Raw genomic sequence first — 15,906 nt, forward strand, 5'->3', positions numbered from 1 at the left:
AGGCATGAATGGCTCGCGTGTGCTGATCTACAGCCACGACAGCTTCGGGCTCGGTCATCTGCGCAGATGCCGCGAGATCGCACACGGGCTGGTCGGGGCATTCCCCGACATGTCGGTGCTGATCCTCTCGGGGTCGCCGATCATCGGCAGCTTCGACTTCCGCACCCGCACCGACTTCGTCCGGGTGCCGGGGGTGATCAAGCTGCGCAATGGTGACTACACCTCGCTGAAGCTCAAGATGGACATCGACCATATCCTGAAACTCAGGGGGGCGATCATCGAGCGCACGGCCGAGGTGTTCGAACCCGATGTCTTCATCGTGGACAAGGAGCCGCTGGGCTTGCGGGGCGAGGTTGCCCGCACGCTCAAGCGGCTGAAGCGGCGCGGAACCCGGCTGGTGCTGGGCCTGCGCGATGTGATGGATGAACCGGCACAGCTTGCGCCCGAATGGAAGCGCAAGCGGGTGTTGCCGGCGTTGCGCGATCTTTACGACGATATCTGGGTCTACGGGCTGCCGGAGATCCACGATCCGCTCGAAGGCATCGACCTGCCGGCCGATGTGCGCGCGAAGATGACCTATACTGGATATCTGCGGCGCGCGGCGCCGCAGGGCGCGGTATCGGAGCGTATCCAGGCGCTGGTGGAGGGCGATCCCTACATCCTGGCCACCACCGGCGGTGGTGGCGACGGTGAGGAACTGATCGACTGGGTGATACAGGCCTATGAACAGCACGGCAACCGGCTGCCCCATCGCGCCGTGCTGGTGCTGGGCCCGTTCATGAGCCGCGAGGCGCGCGAGCGGTTCGGGGCACGAGCCCATAAGCTCGACCGGGTCGACACCATCACCTTCGACGCCCGGATCGAAACCCTGATGGCCGGTGCCGAAGGCGTGGTGGCCATGGGCGGCTACAACACCTTCTGTGAAATCCTGTCGCTGGACAAGCGGGCGATCATCGTGCCGCGCACGGAACCCAGGCTGGAACAGTTCATCCGCGCCGACCGCGCGGACAAGCTGGGCCTTGTGCGCATGCTGCTCGACCCCGGCCCTGAGCGCAGTGCCGCGGCGATGGCCGATGCTCTGGTGGCTCTGGCCGGTCAGGCGCCGCCATCGGCCGCCATGCCGTCCTCGATGCTCGACGGGCTGGAGGCCGTGGCGCGGCTGGTTGGTGCCGAGCTTGACCGGCGCAATCGTCGCACCGTCCTGAGCCCGGCGCCAGCCGGTGACAACACGGCCGAACCTGACACGGACAATGCCTGGACCGATGATGCCGGGCCACTGGACATCAAGCGCCGTGCCGCACCCTGACGCCGGCACATCCCCCCCCGGCACCATCGCTGTGGTGCTGAAAGGCTATCCGCGCCTGTCCGAGACCTTCATCGCCCAGGAAATCCGGGCGCTGGAGGTGGCAGGCCTGGCCCTGCGGCTGGTGTCGCTGCGCCGGCCGACCGATCGCGCGGTACATCCGGTGCATCGCGAGATCACCGCCGATGTCCGCTATCTGCCCGAATACCTGCATGAGGAGCCGCTGCGGGTGCTGCAATCCCTGTGGCGGGTGGCACGGCTGCCGGGCTTTGCCCGCGCCCGTGCGGTCTGGCTGCGCGACCTTGCCCGCGATCGCAGTCGCAACCGCATCCGCCGCTTCGGTCAGGCGGCAGTTCTGGCGGCGGAACTGGAACCCGACACGGCGATGATCTATGCCCATTTCCTGCACACCCCGGCATCGGTGGCACGATATGCGGCGATCATGCGCGGCCTGCCCTGGGCGGTGTCGGCGCATGCCAAGGATATCTGGACCAGTCCCGACTGGGAAAAGACTGAAAAGCTCGCCGATTGCGCCTGGGCCGTCACCTGCACCGCCATGAACCGCGATCATCTGGCAGCCCTCGCGCCGCCGGGCCGGGTCGACCTGCTCTATCACGGCCTGGATCTCAGCCGGTTTCCGGATCCGACCGGCCTGTCGGCCACAGATCCGGCATCCACCATGGGCCATGGCCGCGATACCGGCAATGACCGCGATGGCAGCAATCCGGCCCGCCCGGTGCGGCTGGTGGGTGTTGGCCGTCTGGTGGAGAAGAAGGGCTGGGACACGGTGCTGGAGGCATTGGCGCTGCTGCCGGACACCATGGCCTGGCACTTCACCCATATCGGCGGAGGCCCGCTGAAGGACCGATTGCAGGCGCAGGCGACCGCACATGGCATTGCCGATCGGATCACCTGGCAAGGCGCCATGGCACAGGCCGAGGTGCTGGCCGCCTATGGACAGGCCGACATCTTCGTGCTGGCCAGCCGCATTGCCGGCGATGGCGACCGCGACGGCCTGCCGAATGTGCTGATGGAGGCGCAATCGCAGCGTCTGGCGGTGGTCGCCACCACGGTCTCGGCGATCCCCGAATTCATCCGCGACGGCGAGACCGGGCTGCTGGTCGCGCCGGACCAGCCGCGCGCGCTGGCCGATGCCATCGCCACGCTGGTCGCGGCCCCGGCGCTACGGCAGAGGATGGGCGCCGCCGGCCGCGCCCGGCTGGATGCCGCCTTCTCGCTGGATGCCTCGGTCGCCCCCCTGATCGCACGGCTGTCGGCGGCGGTCGAACATGGCGGCGAGGCGCGGCACGACTGATGCGGGTCGCGGTCTATTGCCCCCTGAAATATCCCGACCACCCGGTGCCGAGCGGCGACCGGCGGATGGCCCGGCAGATCATGGCCGCCCTGGCGGCGGGCGGTCATCAGCCGGAACTCGTCTGCCGGTTCAGCAGCCGCGACGGCCGCGGCAATCCTGAGCGTCAGGCCCGGATCATGGCGGCCGGCCTCAGGCTGGCCCGGCGGCTGGTGGCAAGGCTGGCGGCGCGTCCGGCGGCAACGCGCCCCGAGGCCTGGATCACCTATCATCTCTATCACAAAGCCCCCGATCATCTGGGGCCACAGGTGGCGGCAGCGCTCGATATTCCCTATCTGGTGGTGGAAGCCTCGGATGCGCCCAAGCGCGCCGGCGGCGCCTGGGATATCGGATTTCAAGCGGCCCGCGCGGCCCTGGCCGCCGCCGATCTGGTGATGCCGATGACCCGGCTGGACGCGGTCTGCCTGAGCCGGCTGCTGCCGGCCGGCCATATCCAGGGGTTGACACCGTTTCTGGACGATAGCGCCCGGTTCGCCGCCGCGGCGCAACGGCGGGACGCCATCCGCCGCGATCTGGCCACAGCGCGGGGCCTCGACATCACCCTGCCCTGGCTGGTGGCCGTGGGCATGATGCGAATCGGCGACAAGCTGGACAGCTATCGGGTGATCGGGCGCATGCTGGCCGATCCGGCACTGGCCGGACGGGGCTTTCACCTGCTGGTGGCCGGCGACGGCCCGGCCCGCGCGGCGGTGGCCGCGGCACTCGATGCCGATCGCGACCATCGGGTCACGTTGCTGGGCGCCCTGGCCCCCGCGGCCCTGGCCGATGTGCTGGCGGCCGCGGATATCATGGTCTGGCCCGCCGTGCGCGAGGCCTATGGTATGGCTCTGCTGGAAGCCCAGGCCGCCGGGCTGCCGGTGGTCGCGGGCCGAAGCGGCGGCGTGCCTGATCTGGTGACCGACGGGGTCACCGGCCGGTTGGCAGCGCCCGAGGATGCCCCGGCACTGGCCGCCGCCGTGGCCGCCCTGCTCGACGACCCGAACGGCCGCGAGGCCATGTCGCGCGCGGCCGCCGATCAGGCGGCGCGGCGTGATATCACCGCCGCCGCGGCGGCACTGAACGAAGCCCTGCGGCTGGCCACCGCCAATCATCGCCAGCGCGCAACGCGCCACCGGCCCGGGAATGCCATGCAATGAGCACCTCACCGTCGATCATTCTGGCCCTGATCCGCCACGGCCGCACCGACTGGAACGATCAGGGCCGGCTTCAGGGTCAGAGCGACCAGCCGCTCAACGATGCCGGGCGCGACGAGGTGACCGGCTGGCAGTTGCCCGCACCGATCGCCACCGGCTATGACTGGTACACCTCGCCACTGCTGCGGGCGCGCGAAACCGCAGCGCGGCTGGGCGCCCCCGGCGCGCGGCCGGCGCCGGCGCTGATCGAGATGTCATGGGGCGCGTGGGAGGGGCAGCGGCTCGACGATCTGCGGCTGCAGCTTGGCGACCGGATGACCGCGCTGGAAGCCCGGGGGCTGGACTTCCGGCCGCCGGGGGGTGAAAGTCCGCGAGAGGTTCAGCAGAGGGTGGCGCCCTGGCTGACCGCCATGGCCGCGCGCGGGCGCAATGTCGCGGCGGTCAGCCACAAGGGCGTGATCCGGGCGGTGATGGCCCAGGCGACCGGCTGGCCGATGATCGGCAAGCCGCCGCACCGTCTGGCCCGCAACGCCGCCCATCTGTTCAAAGTGGCCCCCGATGGCACCGTGGCGGTTCACCACCTGAACCTGATGCTGTCGTGATCCGTGAGGCAACGGGCGCCGCAGCCATACCGCGCCACACCACTCTTTCAGTTTCTTTCAGTTACCGAGGATGCCGTCGTGACCACAGCAGATACCGGTTCCGCTCCCCTGCCCCGGCCCGATCTCAGCCGGTCCCTGCGGCCACGGATCGTGCTCTACGTCCAGCATCTGCTCGGCATCGGCCACCAGAAGCGGGCCGCGACCCTGACCCGCGCGCTCGAAGACAAAGGCTTTGCCGTCACCTATGTCAGCGGCGGCTTTCCGGTCCGCGGGCTCGACACCGGTGCTGCCGATCTGGTGCAGCTGCCGCCGGCACGCGCGGTCGACAAGTTCTTCAAGGTTCTGGTCGGTCCCGACGGGCGGGTGATCGACGATGACTGGCGCATGCGCCGCCGCGATCTGCTGATCGCGATCATTCAGCGCGTGCAGCCGGCGATCCTGATCACCGAGCTGTTTCCCTTCGGCCGCAGACAGTTGGCGTCCGAGATTGTCCCGATGATCGAAGCGGCGCGGGCCCTGCCCCGGCCGGCGCTGATCGCCGCATCGGTGCGCGATATCCTGGTGGAACCGCCCAAGGAAGAGCGCCGGCACGAGATGCTCGACCGTGCGCGGCGCTATTACGACCTGGTCATGGTGCATGGCGACCCGGCCCTGGTGCCGTTCGAGCGGACCTTTCCGCTGATGGCCGAGGTGGCCGATCTGGTGCATTACACCGGCTATGTGGTTGACCGGAACCGCAACCACACGCCGCCGCCGGGCCGCGATGCGCGCGACGGCACCGGCGAGGTGCTGGTCTCGGCCGGCGGTGGCGCGGTCAGCGAGGCATTGTTCCGGGCCGCCATCGCCGCCCGCGCCGGCAGCGGGCCCGACCTGTCGGCACGGCATTGGCGGCTGCTGGTCGGCTGGAACCTGGATGACGCGATCCTGGCCGATCTGCGCGCCGCCGCCATGGCTGCCGATATCCGGGCTCTTACGGCAGAACCGGGCTTCACGGTCGAACGTGCGCGCCCCGATTTCGTCGCCATGCTGGGCCGGGCGGCGCTGTCGATCTCTCAGGCCGGCTATAACACTCTGCTGGAAGTGGTTGAAAACCGGGTGCCGGCGGTGGTGGTGCCCTATGCCGGCGGGCTTGAAACCGAACAGGGGCTACGCGCCGGGCTGGTCGCCGAACAGGGGCTGATCGAGGTGGTGGACGAGGCGGGGCTGACGGCTGCGGCGCTGGCCGATGCCGCCGCCCGTGCCGCCGCCACGCGCGACCGCCGCTGGCCGGCGATCGACATGGATGGTGCCACCGCCAGCGCCGATCTGCTGGCCGATATGCTGGCCACGCGCGTGGCGCCGTGACCGATACCACCACGACGGACAGCCCCGCAGCCGGCGGCTGGGCGGCACTGGATGGCGAGTTGGACGCCTGGCAGGCGGCGGGCCGGCCGGCGCGGTTCTGGTGGCGCGACGACGACGCCGTAGCACCCGGGCCGGCGCTCGACCGGCTGCTGAACCGGGCGCGGCATCACCGGCTGCCGCTGGCGCTGGCGGTGATCCCCGCCACCGCGACCGAGGCGCTGGCCCGGCGGCTCGACGCGGAACCACCGGGATTGCGGGTGCTTCTTCACGGCTGGTCGCACCAGAACCACGCCCGGCCCGACAAGAAGAAATCCGAGCTTGCCTGCGGACGGCCGCTGGACGAGATGCTGGACGATCTGGCACGGGGCCGTGACCGCCTGACCACGCTGTTCGCCAGCCGCTGTCTGGCCGTGCTGACACCGCCCTGGAACCGTCTGCCGGTGCCGTTGATCCAGCGCCTGCCCGAGATCGGCATCAACGGCCTCAGCCGGTTCAAGCCGCGCAAACGCCCGATGCCGGCCGCGAATGTGGTGGAGATCAACACCCATGTCGACCCGATCGACTGGCGCGGCACCGGCGACTTCGTGGGCGAGGACGCGGCCCTGGCAGCGATCACCCGCCATCTGGCGGCCCGGCGCGCGGGGCTTGCCGATCCGGATGAGCCGACCGGCCTGCTGACCCATCATCTTGTGCACAGCGCCGCGCTTGACGCGTTTCTGGACCGGCTTTCGGTCCGGCTGACCAGCCATCCGGCGGCGGTGTGGGACGATCCGGCCCATCTGTTCACGCCGTCGGCAAACCGTCTTCCGCCGATTGAAACGGCGCCCCGGTGACCGCGTCCCTCCCGATATGTCGACGGCTGGCCACATCGGCCGGCGTAACGGCTTGCAAGTCGCCGGTACGAACGGGCATCCTATCGCTTGCGCGGCAGAGGGGCCGCGCCTCAGGACGATCGAGGATCGTGACCGCCCGCATGACACCCGCCCCCGATGCCCTGATGTCCGGTCGCCGGCATAACGGCGATGAGGCCCTGCGCCACGACAGGACCGATATGTTCACACAGGATCGCCCGGCGGCAGTTCCGGCCACGACCACCGGTCTGGTATTGCGCCACCATCGCGGGCCGCTTCTGGCCGACATGCTCCGCGCAGGCTTCGGCAGCCTCGTCGTCGCCCTGCCGCTGTTCGTGGTCCAGGGCCTGGGCATGGTGGCGGTCGGCGTGCTGTCGCTGCTGGTGGCGCTGTTCGCGGGCTTCGGCATCCAGCGCGCCATCCGGCTGTCCGAGGTCTGGCGCGCGGTGCCCGGCCCGCACGGTTTCATCGAACGGCACAGTCTGACCGGTCGGCGACGGATCGCCCTCCACCAGCTTTCCCGGTTGAAACTGCTGCATTATGCGCCACGCCGTGGCGGCGGCTGGTTCCGCCTGATCCTGACCGACCAGCTTGGTCACGTGCTGGCGGTGGAAGACAGTCTTCGCGATTTCAATCAACTGGTCGCCACGGCGCTGACCGGCGCCGGTGCTCGCCGCCTGGTGCTGGACGGGGTGACCCGCCATAATCTGTCGGCGCTGGGTCTGCGCGTGCCCCCGACCTGCACTGGTGAGGGCGGGTCATGAGCCAGTCCCGGCACGTCCTGCGGCCGGCCGGCCGGTCCGCGATGCATCCGCTCACCGGCAGCCGTACACCGGCCGTCACCCGGCCATTATTGGCCGTGCGTGATCTGGTGGTGCGCTTCGCGCTACCGGAAGGGGCCCTCACGGCCGTCGACGGCGTGTCGTTCACCATCAATCCCGGGCGGATCACAGCACTGGTCGGGGAAAGCGGCTCAGGCAAAAGTGTGCTGACCCAGGCGGTGATGGGCCTGCTGCCGTCGCTTGCCCGCATCGACGGCGGCAGTGCCGTGTTCACCGACCCGCTCGACAATACGGCCACAAATCTGGCTGAACTGCCGGCCAACAGCCGCGCCATGCGCCGGATTCGCGGCGGCCGGATCGGCATGATCTTTCAGGAGCCGATGAGCGCCTTGTCGCCGCTGCACACGCTGGGCGACCAGATCACCGAGGCCGTGCGTCTGCATCTGCAACTGGACGGCAGCGATGCCCGCGAGGTCGCGGCCGACATGCTGCACCGGGTGGGCTTTCCCAATCCGCGGGTGGCGCTCGACCGCTATCCGTTCGAATTGTCCGGCGGCCTGCGCCAGCGCGGCGTGATCGCCATGGCGCTGGCAGCAAAGCCAGCGCTGCTGATCGCCGACGAGCCGACCACCGCTCTCGACGTCACCCTGCAGGCCCAGATCCTGAAGCTGCTGCGTGATCTTCAGGACGAAATGGGCATGGGCGTGCTGCTGATCACCCATGACCTTGGCGTGGTGGCGAGCCTTGCCGACGACATGGTGGTGTTGTATCGCGGCAAGGTGATGGAAGCGGGCCCGGCAGATACCCTGATCCGTGATCCCCGCCATGCCTATCTGAAAGCCCTGCTGGGCGCCGTGCCGCGGATCGGCATGGATCGGGATGAACGGCTGGTGCCGCTGCGCGCGGTGGCGCTCGATCCCAAGCTCGCCGTCAGCGCAGTGGGCAAGCACGGCCTTGCCACAACGGCACCGACCACGACCTCGGCGAATATGGGCGATGCCCTGGCGGCCGGCACGCCCCTGTTGTCGGTCGAAGGCCTGACCAAGCGTTTCGTCAGCCGGGGCGCCGGCATCTTCAGCCGGGGCGGCGGCGCCGGCGTGCTGGCGGTCGACAATGTCTCGTTCACGGTCGGCCGGGCCGAGAGTGTCGGCCTGGTGGGCGAGAGCGGCTGCGGCAAGACCACCACCTCACGCATGCTGCTGGGTGCGATCCGCGCCGATGAAGGCCGGATCATGTTCCGTGGCGACAATGATGTGCAAGCCACTGATTTAGCCACTTTGTCTGACCATGGCTGGATCCCGTTCCGCCGCCGGCTGCAATATGTGTTTCAGGATCCGTTCCATTCGCTGAATCCGCGGATGACCGTCTATGACATCATCGCCGAGCCGCTGGAGATCCACGGCGCCGGCACTGCCAGGGAGCGTGCCGAACGGGTGAAGGCGCTGATGAAGGTGGTGGGGCTCGATATCCGCCATCTCAGACGCTATCCGCACAGCTTCTCCGGCGGTCAGCGCCAGCGCATCGGCATCGCCCGCGCCCTGGCGCTGGGGCCCGAACTGCTGATCCTGGACGAACCCGTTTCGGCGCTGGACGTATCGGTGCAGGCGCAGGTGCTGAACCTGCTGAAGGATCTGCAATCGGTGCTGGGCCTGGGTTACCTGTTCATCTCCCACAATCTGGCGGTGGTCGATTACATGTGCGACCGCATTCTGGTGATGTGCGCCGGCCGGATCGTTGAAAGCGCGCCGCGCGACCGGCTGTTCTCGGCACCGACCCATCCCTATACCCGCGCCCTGATCGCCGCCGTGCCCGAAGCCGATCCCGACCGTCGGCTTGATTTTGCCGCCCTGATGGACGGCCGCGCCTCGGACCCCGCGGTCTGGCCGGAACCCTGGCGTCTGCTGCCGGGCGGCGCCTCGCGGATGAGTGAGATCGCGCCCGGCCATTTCGTCAGGGTCGGCGCGGATATGGCCGATGCGGGAGCGGCGGCATGAGCGGCCGCTGGCAGGGCCTGTGGCAGAAGACGCTGGCCGCCGCCGCCCTGGTCGCCCTGATTCTGGCAGGCGCCGGTGCTGCACGGGCGCAGGATGGCGGCGATACCCGCCCGATCGGCGGCTTTGCGGCCGAGAGCGGTCTTGGATCGCAGATCGAAATTCTGGTCTCGCCCAGCGCGCCCATGCCGGACCATCTGGTTGAAGCGTCGGTTCTGGAAGCGGCCGTCACCGCAGGCACTCTGCCGCCGATTGGCGAGCGGCTGCCGGCGAAGCCCGCGGTCGACGATTTCATCGGGCCCGATCTTCAGCCCGGCCGCCAGGGCGGCACCTGGACCATGCTGGTCGGCAGGCCCAAGGATGTGCGCATGGGGCTGGTCTATGGCTATGCCCGGCTGGTGCGCTATACGCAGGATCTATCGTTCGAGGCGGATATCCTGGACAGGGTCGAGATCCAGGACGGCCGGACCTTCACCATGCGTCTCAGGCCCGGCCATCGCTGGTCGGATGGCGAACCGTTCACCGCCGACGACTTCCGCTATTTCTGGGAAGACGTCGTCAACAACCCCAAACTCTATCCGGCCGGGCCGCCGCGCGAACTGCTGGTCGATGGCGAGCCGCCGCGTTTCACCGTCATCAACGACACCACGGTCCGCTATAGCTGGTCGAAACCGAATCCCCGGCTGCTGCCGGCGATCGCCGGGCCGTTGCCGCTGACCCTGTACCGGCCGGCGCATTACCTGCGCCAATTCCACGAGCGCTATGCCGATCCGGAAACCCTGCTGCGGATGGTGAACGACCGCAAACAGTCGAGCTGGGCGGCGCTCCACAACCGTATGGATACGGCGACCGATTTCAGCAACCCAGCCTATCCGACCCTGCAGCCCTGGCGGCTGGTGACGGCGCCGCCATCGATCCGCTTCGTGGCCGAACGCAACCCGTATTTTCATCGCATCGACATCAATGGCCGCCAGTTGCCCTATCTCGACAGCCTGGCAATCGACGTGGTCGACGGAAAGCTGATCTCGGCCCGGACCGGCACCGGCGACGCGCTGCTGCAGGCGCGCGGGCTCGACTTCACCGACTACACCTTCCTCAAGGCCGGAGCGGCGCGGTCGGATTACAAGGTCAACCTGTGGCGCACCGGCCGCGGCGCGCATCTGGCGCTCTATCCCAACCTGAATGCCAGGGATGACGGCTGGCGCAGCCTGTTCCGTGACGCCCGCTTCCGGCGCGCCCTGTCGCTGGGGGTCGACCGTCACGAAATCGACGCCGTCCTGTATTACGGCCTGACCATCGGTGGCGCCAATACGGTGCTGAAGGAAAGCCCTCTCTCGCGCCCTGCCTATCGCCGGGCCTGGGCCGCCCATGACGTCGCGCAGGCGAACAAGCTGCTCGACGAGATGGGCCTGGACCGGCGCAACGATCGCGGCATCCGGCTGATGCCCGATGGCCGGCCGCTTGAGATGGTGGTCGAAACCGCGGGTGAGAGCACCGAACAGATGGACATTCTGGAACTGGTCCACGACCAGTGGCTGGACCTGGGCATCAAGATCTATGCCCGGCCGATGCAGCGCGATCTGTTCCGCAACCGGATCTTCGCGGGCGATACCCTGATGAGCGTCTGGTTCGGCCTGGAGGCGGGGCTTGCCACAGCGGAAACCGACCCGTGGGAGCTGGCGCCGATCAGCCAGCAATCGCTGCAATGGCCGAAATGGGGGCAGTATTACGAAACCAACGGCAAGTCGGGCGAGGCGCCGGACCTACCGTCGGCGGAACTGCTGCTGTCATTGTACAAGGATTGGACCGTGGCATCGTCTTCGGCGGCACGCGCGCGGATCTGGCGCGAGATGCTGGCGATCAATGCCGATCAGGTCTACTCGATTTCGCTGGTCGCCGGGGTTCTGCAACCGGTGGTGATGAATGCGCGGCTGCGTAATGTGCCGGAGCGGGGCCTGTTCAACTGGGATCCGGGCTCGCATTTCGGCCTCTACCGTCCGGAACGGTTCTGGCTCGACAACTGACCGGCTGCACGGACGATACCGGACCACACCGACAGAACCACACCGACAGGCACGGGGCCGGCCACAGCAATCGCGGCCGGCGCATCGATCGAGGGAACGGGCCGGTTACGGGACGCGAGATCCCGCCGGCCCCGGCAAGGGGAGCAAGGCCCGCGATGTTTGTGTACATCGCGCGACGGCTGCTGATGATGATACCGACGCTGATCATGATCAGCATTCTGGTCTTCGTCATCATCCAGCTGCCGCCCGGCGACTATCTGACCACGCAACTAGCCGAACTGGCAGCCCAGGGCGAAGGGGCGAGCCAGGCGAAGATCGAATTCCTGCGGGCGGAATATGGCCTGGACCAGCCGCTGTATGAACAGTATCTGCGCTGGGCCGGCGGCCTGCTGGTCGGCGACCTCGGCTATTCGTTCGAATATCAGCTGCCGGTGTCGGAAGTGGTGGGCGACCGGCTGTGGCTGACCATGCTGGTGTCGTTCGCCACCATCATCTTCTCGTACGCCGTCGCCTTCCCGATCGGCATTTACGGGGCGATCCGCCAGTACAGCCCGCTCGACCACGGGCTGACCTTCATCGGCTTTCTGGGGCTGGCGACGCCGAACTTCCTGCTCGCCCTGGTGCTGCTGTATTTCTCGAACATCTGGTTCGGCACCTCGATCGGCGGCCTGATGGATCCTGAATACCTCGACCAGCCGTTCAGCTGGGGCAAGTTCGTCTCGGTGATGCAGCATCTGTGGGTGCCGGTGGTGGTGATCGGCACATCGAACACCGCCGGCATGATCCGTCGGTTGCGGGCCAATCTGCTGGATGAACTGCGCAAGCAGTATGTCACCACCGCCAAGGCCAAGGGGCTCCATCCGGCCCGGGTGCTGGTGAAGTATCCGCTGCGCATGGCGCTGAACCCGTTCATTGCCGATCTGGGCAATGTGCTGCCACAGGTGGTGTCCGGCGCCGCGATCGTCTCGGTGGTGCTGTCGCTGCCGACCACCGGGCCGATGCTGCTCAGGGCATTGCAGACCCAGGACATGTATCTCGCCGGATCGTTCCTGATGTTCATGGCATTGCTGACCGTGGTCGGCGTGCTGGTGTCCGACCTGCTGCTGGCGGTGCTCGACCCCCGCATCCGGCTCGATGGCGGGAGATCGCGATGACCCGGGACAACCGCTATGTCTCTGACGCGCCATTCGATCCGCGCCATGACGAGGTTCTGACACCGAAGCAGGAACGCTATTATCTGGCGTCGCAATGGCGGCTGATGTTCTGGCGCCTGCGCCGGCATCGGCTGGCGACGGTGTCGCTGTGGTTCCTGGCCGCCATCTATGCGGTGATGGTCTTCGCCGAACCGCTCAGCCCCTATGATCCGGCGACCCGCCACACCAACCATATCCATGCGCCACCACAGAGCATCCATCTGTTCCACGACGGCGCATTCGTCGGTCCCTTCATCTATGGCACGCGCTATGCGCTGAACATGGACACGCTGACCCGCACTTATTCCGAAGACCGCGCGCGGCCGCTGCCGGTCCGCTTCCTGTGCCAGGGGGAGCCCTACCGGTTGTGGGGGCTGATCCCGCTCGACATCCGCCTGATCTGCCCGCCGAAGGGCGGCACGCTGTTCCTGCTCGGCACCGACCGGCTGGGCCGGGACATGCTATCGCGGGTGATCGAAGGCGCGCGGATCTCGCTGACCGTGGGTCTGATCGGCATCACCATCAGCTTCTCGCTCGGCATTCTGTTCGGCGGCCTGTCGGGCTATTACGGCGGCTGGGTCGACAGCGCCATTCAGCGGTTGATCGAGGTGATCCGGTCCTTTCCCGAACTGCCGCTGTGGATGGCCCTGTCGGCGGCCATGCCGGTCACCTGGCACCCCTTGTGGATCTTCATCGGCATCACCGTGATCCTGGGACTGCTCGACTGGACCGGGCTTGCCCGGGCGGTGCGATCGAAGCTGCTGGCGCTGCGCGAGGAAGATTATGCGACCGCGGCGGTGGTGATGGGCGCCCGGCCCAAGCGGGTGATCCTGCGCCATCTGCTGCCCAATTTCATGAGCCACCTGATCGTGTCGGCAACGCTGACCATCCCGGCGATGATCCTGGGCGAGACCGCGCTGTCATTCCTGGGCCTGGGCGTGCGGGCGCCGCTGATTTCATGGGGCGTGCTGCTGAACGACGCGCAGGACATCAATGTCGTCACCCAGTATCCGTGGCTGCTGCTGCCGGTGGTACCGGTGGTGCTGACCGTGCTCGCCTTCAACTTTCTGGGCGACGGCCTGCGTGACGCCGCCGACCCCTATCAGAACTGATCGGACCAGGCACAGGCCCACTGACAAAACAGGCCCCCGACAAAAAAGAACCGCGCGAACCGGATACTGCCCCGGTTCGCGCGGTTCTGTGTGTCGTCCTGGCCGGTGGGCCGCCTTGGCTCAACAGGCGCCTGCCTCAACAGGCGGCGGCGCGATCGGCCTCGTCACCGGTGGCCAGAGACCGCAGCCGCTCAGGATCGAGCAGGCGCACGGCATGCACGCCGTCCAGCGAGATGATCCCGTCACGCTTGAACACCGCCAGTGTCCGGCTGACGGTTTCGATCGTCAGCCCCAGATAATCGCCGATATCGGTGCGGGTCATCGGGATCGGCAACGGGTCGCTCTTCTCGCCCCGCGCCTCAAGTCGGTCATAGAGACCGAGCAGGAACGAGGCCAGCCGCTCGCGCGCGCTCTTGCGACCCAGCAACAGCATCTGCTCGCGGGAGCGCGCGATCTCGTCCTGCGCAAGGCTCAGCAGGCGGCGGCCAAGGGCCGGAAACTGGTCCTGAAGCTCTTCGAACTCGCGACGGCGGAACCGGCATACCGAAACCCGGGTCAGGCTTTCGGCAGCAAGACCGCCCAACCGGTCGTCACCAAGGCCAAGAAAATCTCCCGGTAAAAGAAATCCAAGAACCTGCGTACGCCCATCAGGTAGACTTTTGTATAATTTTGCACTACCCGCCGTGACATTATAGACATAGACGGACCGCTCGCCCTCTTCCGCCAGCAGTGCATGGGCCGGCATATCAACCTTGGAAACGATGGCCGCAACCGCCGACATCGCGTCATGACCAAGATCGCCGCAGAAAGTGAGGGATCGCACCTCGCAGGCATCACATTCAGCACGGGCGCAGCTTCCTGCCGGGCGCCCCCCGAACTTGGCAGACACTGTATCTGTCATGGACACGGACCTTCGGGTTGCATCTGCCGTCAGGATCAAGGCGACCCGCGGCCATTGTTTTTGCCTGACGATCATAGCACGCAACAGTTAACAGAATAGAGTGACGTTTCGTCACGCTGATGGTGCCAGGCATGCGCGGGCCGTACAGGTCATGCATCATGCATGGGTCGCATGACAACTTCGCCGATGATCCGGCCCCCCCGACTATGGTAGAGGATGGGCCTGTTTTCTCAGGATCTTGTGGATCGATGATCGACCATCCCGAAATGCCGCGCCCTGCCGTCGACCGTCGCTTTTCCATTGCGCCGATGATGGACTGGACCGATCGGCATGATCGCTATTTTCTGCGGCAGATCAGCCGGCGGGCGCTGCTGTTCACAGAGATGATCACCACAGGCGCGCTGATCTTCGGCGATGCCGCCCGTCATCTGGCCCATGATCCGTCGGAGCATCCGATTGCGGTTCAGCTGGGTGGATCGGATCCGCGCGACCTCGCCATTGCGGCGCGGATCGCCGCCGATGCCGGCTATGATGAGATCAACCTGAATTGCGGCTGCCCGAGCGATCGGGTGCAGTCGGGCCGCTTCGGTGCCTGCCTGATGGCCGAACCCGCCCTGGTGGCCGAGTGTGTGGCGGCAATGGCGGCGGTGGTCGACGTGCCGGTGACGGTGAAATGCCGGATCGGAATCGATGATCAGGACGAGACGGAAACCCTGTTCCGCTTCGTTGAGACGGTTGCCGCGGCCGGCGCGGGCACATTCTATGTCCATGCGCGAAAGGCGTGGCTCAAGGGTCTGAGCCCCAAGGAAAACCGCGAGATCCCGCCGCTGAACTATGCCCTGGTGCATGCCCTGAAACGCGCCCGGCCCGATCTTGAGATCCTGCTGAATGGCGGGCTGGTCGATCTGGATCAGGCTGAAACCGAGATCGCGGCCGGCCTTGATGGCGTGATGCTGGGCCGCGCCGCCTATCACGATCCCTATATCCTGGCCGAGGTGGATGCCCGCATCTATGGCGAAGGCGGCGGCACAGCACCCATTGCCGATCGGATCGAGATCGCCCGACGCATGCTGCCCTATATCGAGGCCGAGGTCAGCCGTGGCACGGCCCTGATCGCGATCACCCGCCATATGCTGGGGCTGTTTCAGGGCCTGCCCGGGGCGCGGCGCTTCCGGCGATCGTTGAGCGAGAATCATGCCCGCAAAGGCGCCGGCCCGGAGGTTCTGGTCGCAGCCCTCGAAGAAGTAAGCAGCCGGCGCCGCGACGCCGCATAGAAGCTCGCGCCGCGCGGATCTGCG

At 67.3% G+C, this 15,906-nt stretch carries 13 protein-coding genes; 12 read left to right on the forward strand and 1 reads right to left on the reverse strand.

The features are described from left to right. The first annotated feature begins 4 nt into the window (after positions 1-4). The 11 genes from IEW15_RS17950 (at position 5) to IEW15_RS18000 (ending at position 13,707) form a co-directional block, all read left to right on the forward strand. The gene (locus tag IEW15_RS17950) at positions 5-1,306 is read left to right on the forward strand and encodes a glycosyltransferase family protein (RefSeq protein ID WP_188580429.1); all 1,302 of its coding nucleotides are present in this window, start codon (positions 5-7) and stop codon (positions 1,304-1,306) included. Further along, complete coding sequence (locus IEW15_RS17955; RefSeq protein WP_188580480.1) at positions 1,266-2,618, forward strand: glycosyltransferase family 4 protein; 1,353 nt, start codon at positions 1,266-1,268, stop codon at positions 2,616-2,618. The genes IEW15_RS17950 and IEW15_RS17955 overlap by 41 nt, the downstream gene beginning before the upstream one ends. Next, on the forward strand, positions 2,618-3,811 hold the full coding sequence (locus IEW15_RS26495; protein ID WP_306432644.1) for a glycosyltransferase: 1,194 nt from the start codon (positions 2,618-2,620) through the stop codon (positions 3,809-3,811). Before IEW15_RS17955 ends, IEW15_RS26495 begins: the two co-directional genes overlap by 1 nt. Continuing rightward, positions 3,808-4,410 (forward strand): histidine phosphatase family protein, encoded by a 603-nt coding sequence (locus IEW15_RS17965; protein WP_188580431.1) that lies wholly within the window; start codon positions 3,808-3,810, stop codon positions 4,408-4,410. The genes IEW15_RS26495 and IEW15_RS17965 overlap by 4 nt, the downstream gene beginning before the upstream one ends. A 78-nt stretch (positions 4,411-4,488) precedes the next feature. After that, the gene (locus IEW15_RS17970) at positions 4,489-5,754 is read left to right on the forward strand and encodes a glycosyltransferase family protein (protein ID WP_188580433.1); all 1,266 of its coding nucleotides are present in this window, start codon (positions 4,489-4,491) and stop codon (positions 5,752-5,754) included. Then, complete coding sequence (locus IEW15_RS17975; protein WP_188580435.1) at positions 5,751-6,587, forward strand: polysaccharide deacetylase family protein; 837 nt, start codon at positions 5,751-5,753, stop codon at positions 6,585-6,587. Before IEW15_RS17970 ends, IEW15_RS17975 begins: the two co-directional genes overlap by 4 nt. Before the next feature lie 128 nt (positions 6,588-6,715). After that, positions 6,716-7,369 (forward strand): hypothetical protein, encoded by a 654-nt coding sequence (locus IEW15_RS17980; protein ID WP_188580437.1) that lies wholly within the window; start codon positions 6,716-6,718, stop codon positions 7,367-7,369. Between the two features lie 41 nt (positions 7,370-7,410). Further along, positions 7,411-9,381 carry an ABC transporter ATP-binding protein gene (locus tag IEW15_RS17985; RefSeq protein WP_188580484.1) on the forward strand — a complete coding sequence of 657 codons (1,971 nt, stop codon included), beginning with the start codon at positions 7,411-7,413 and terminating at the stop codon, positions 9,379-9,381. After that, entirely contained in the window at positions 9,378-11,402 is a 2,025-nt protein-coding gene (locus IEW15_RS17990; protein ID WP_229708251.1) for an ABC transporter substrate-binding protein, read from the forward strand. Before IEW15_RS17985 ends, IEW15_RS17990 begins: the two co-directional genes overlap by 4 nt. A gap of 155 nt (positions 11,403-11,557) precedes the next feature. Further along, positions 11,558-12,556, forward strand: a complete 999-nt coding sequence (locus IEW15_RS17995) for an ABC transporter permease (protein ID WP_188580439.1) — start codon at positions 11,558-11,560, stop codon at positions 12,554-12,556. After that, positions 12,553-13,707: an ABC transporter permease gene (locus IEW15_RS18000; protein ID WP_188580441.1), complete on the forward strand. Its 1,155-nt coding sequence runs from the start codon at positions 12,553-12,555 to the stop codon at positions 13,705-13,707. Before IEW15_RS17995 ends, IEW15_RS18000 begins: the two co-directional genes overlap by 4 nt. A 136-nt stretch (positions 13,708-13,843) precedes the next feature. Here the strand turns inward: IEW15_RS18000 and IEW15_RS18005 are convergent, their stop codons facing one another. Next, the gene (locus IEW15_RS18005) at positions 13,844-14,683 is read right to left on the reverse strand and encodes a helix-turn-helix domain-containing protein (protein ID WP_188580443.1); all 840 of its coding nucleotides are present in this window, start codon (positions 14,681-14,683) and stop codon (positions 13,844-13,846) included. Between the two features lie 173 nt (positions 14,684-14,856). Here IEW15_RS18005 and dusA point away from each other — a divergent pair, with 173 nt between their 5' ends. Beyond that, complete coding sequence (gene dusA / locus IEW15_RS18010) at positions 14,857-15,882, forward strand: tRNA dihydrouridine(20/20a) synthase DusA (protein WP_229708254.1); 1,026 nt, start codon at positions 14,857-14,859, stop codon at positions 15,880-15,882. Positions 15,883-15,906 lie beyond the last annotated feature (24 nt).

The organism is Tistrella bauzanensis, assembly GCF_014636235.1.
GTDB classification, from domain to species: Bacteria; Pseudomonadota; Alphaproteobacteria; order Tistrellales; family Tistrellaceae; genus Tistrella; species Tistrella bauzanensis.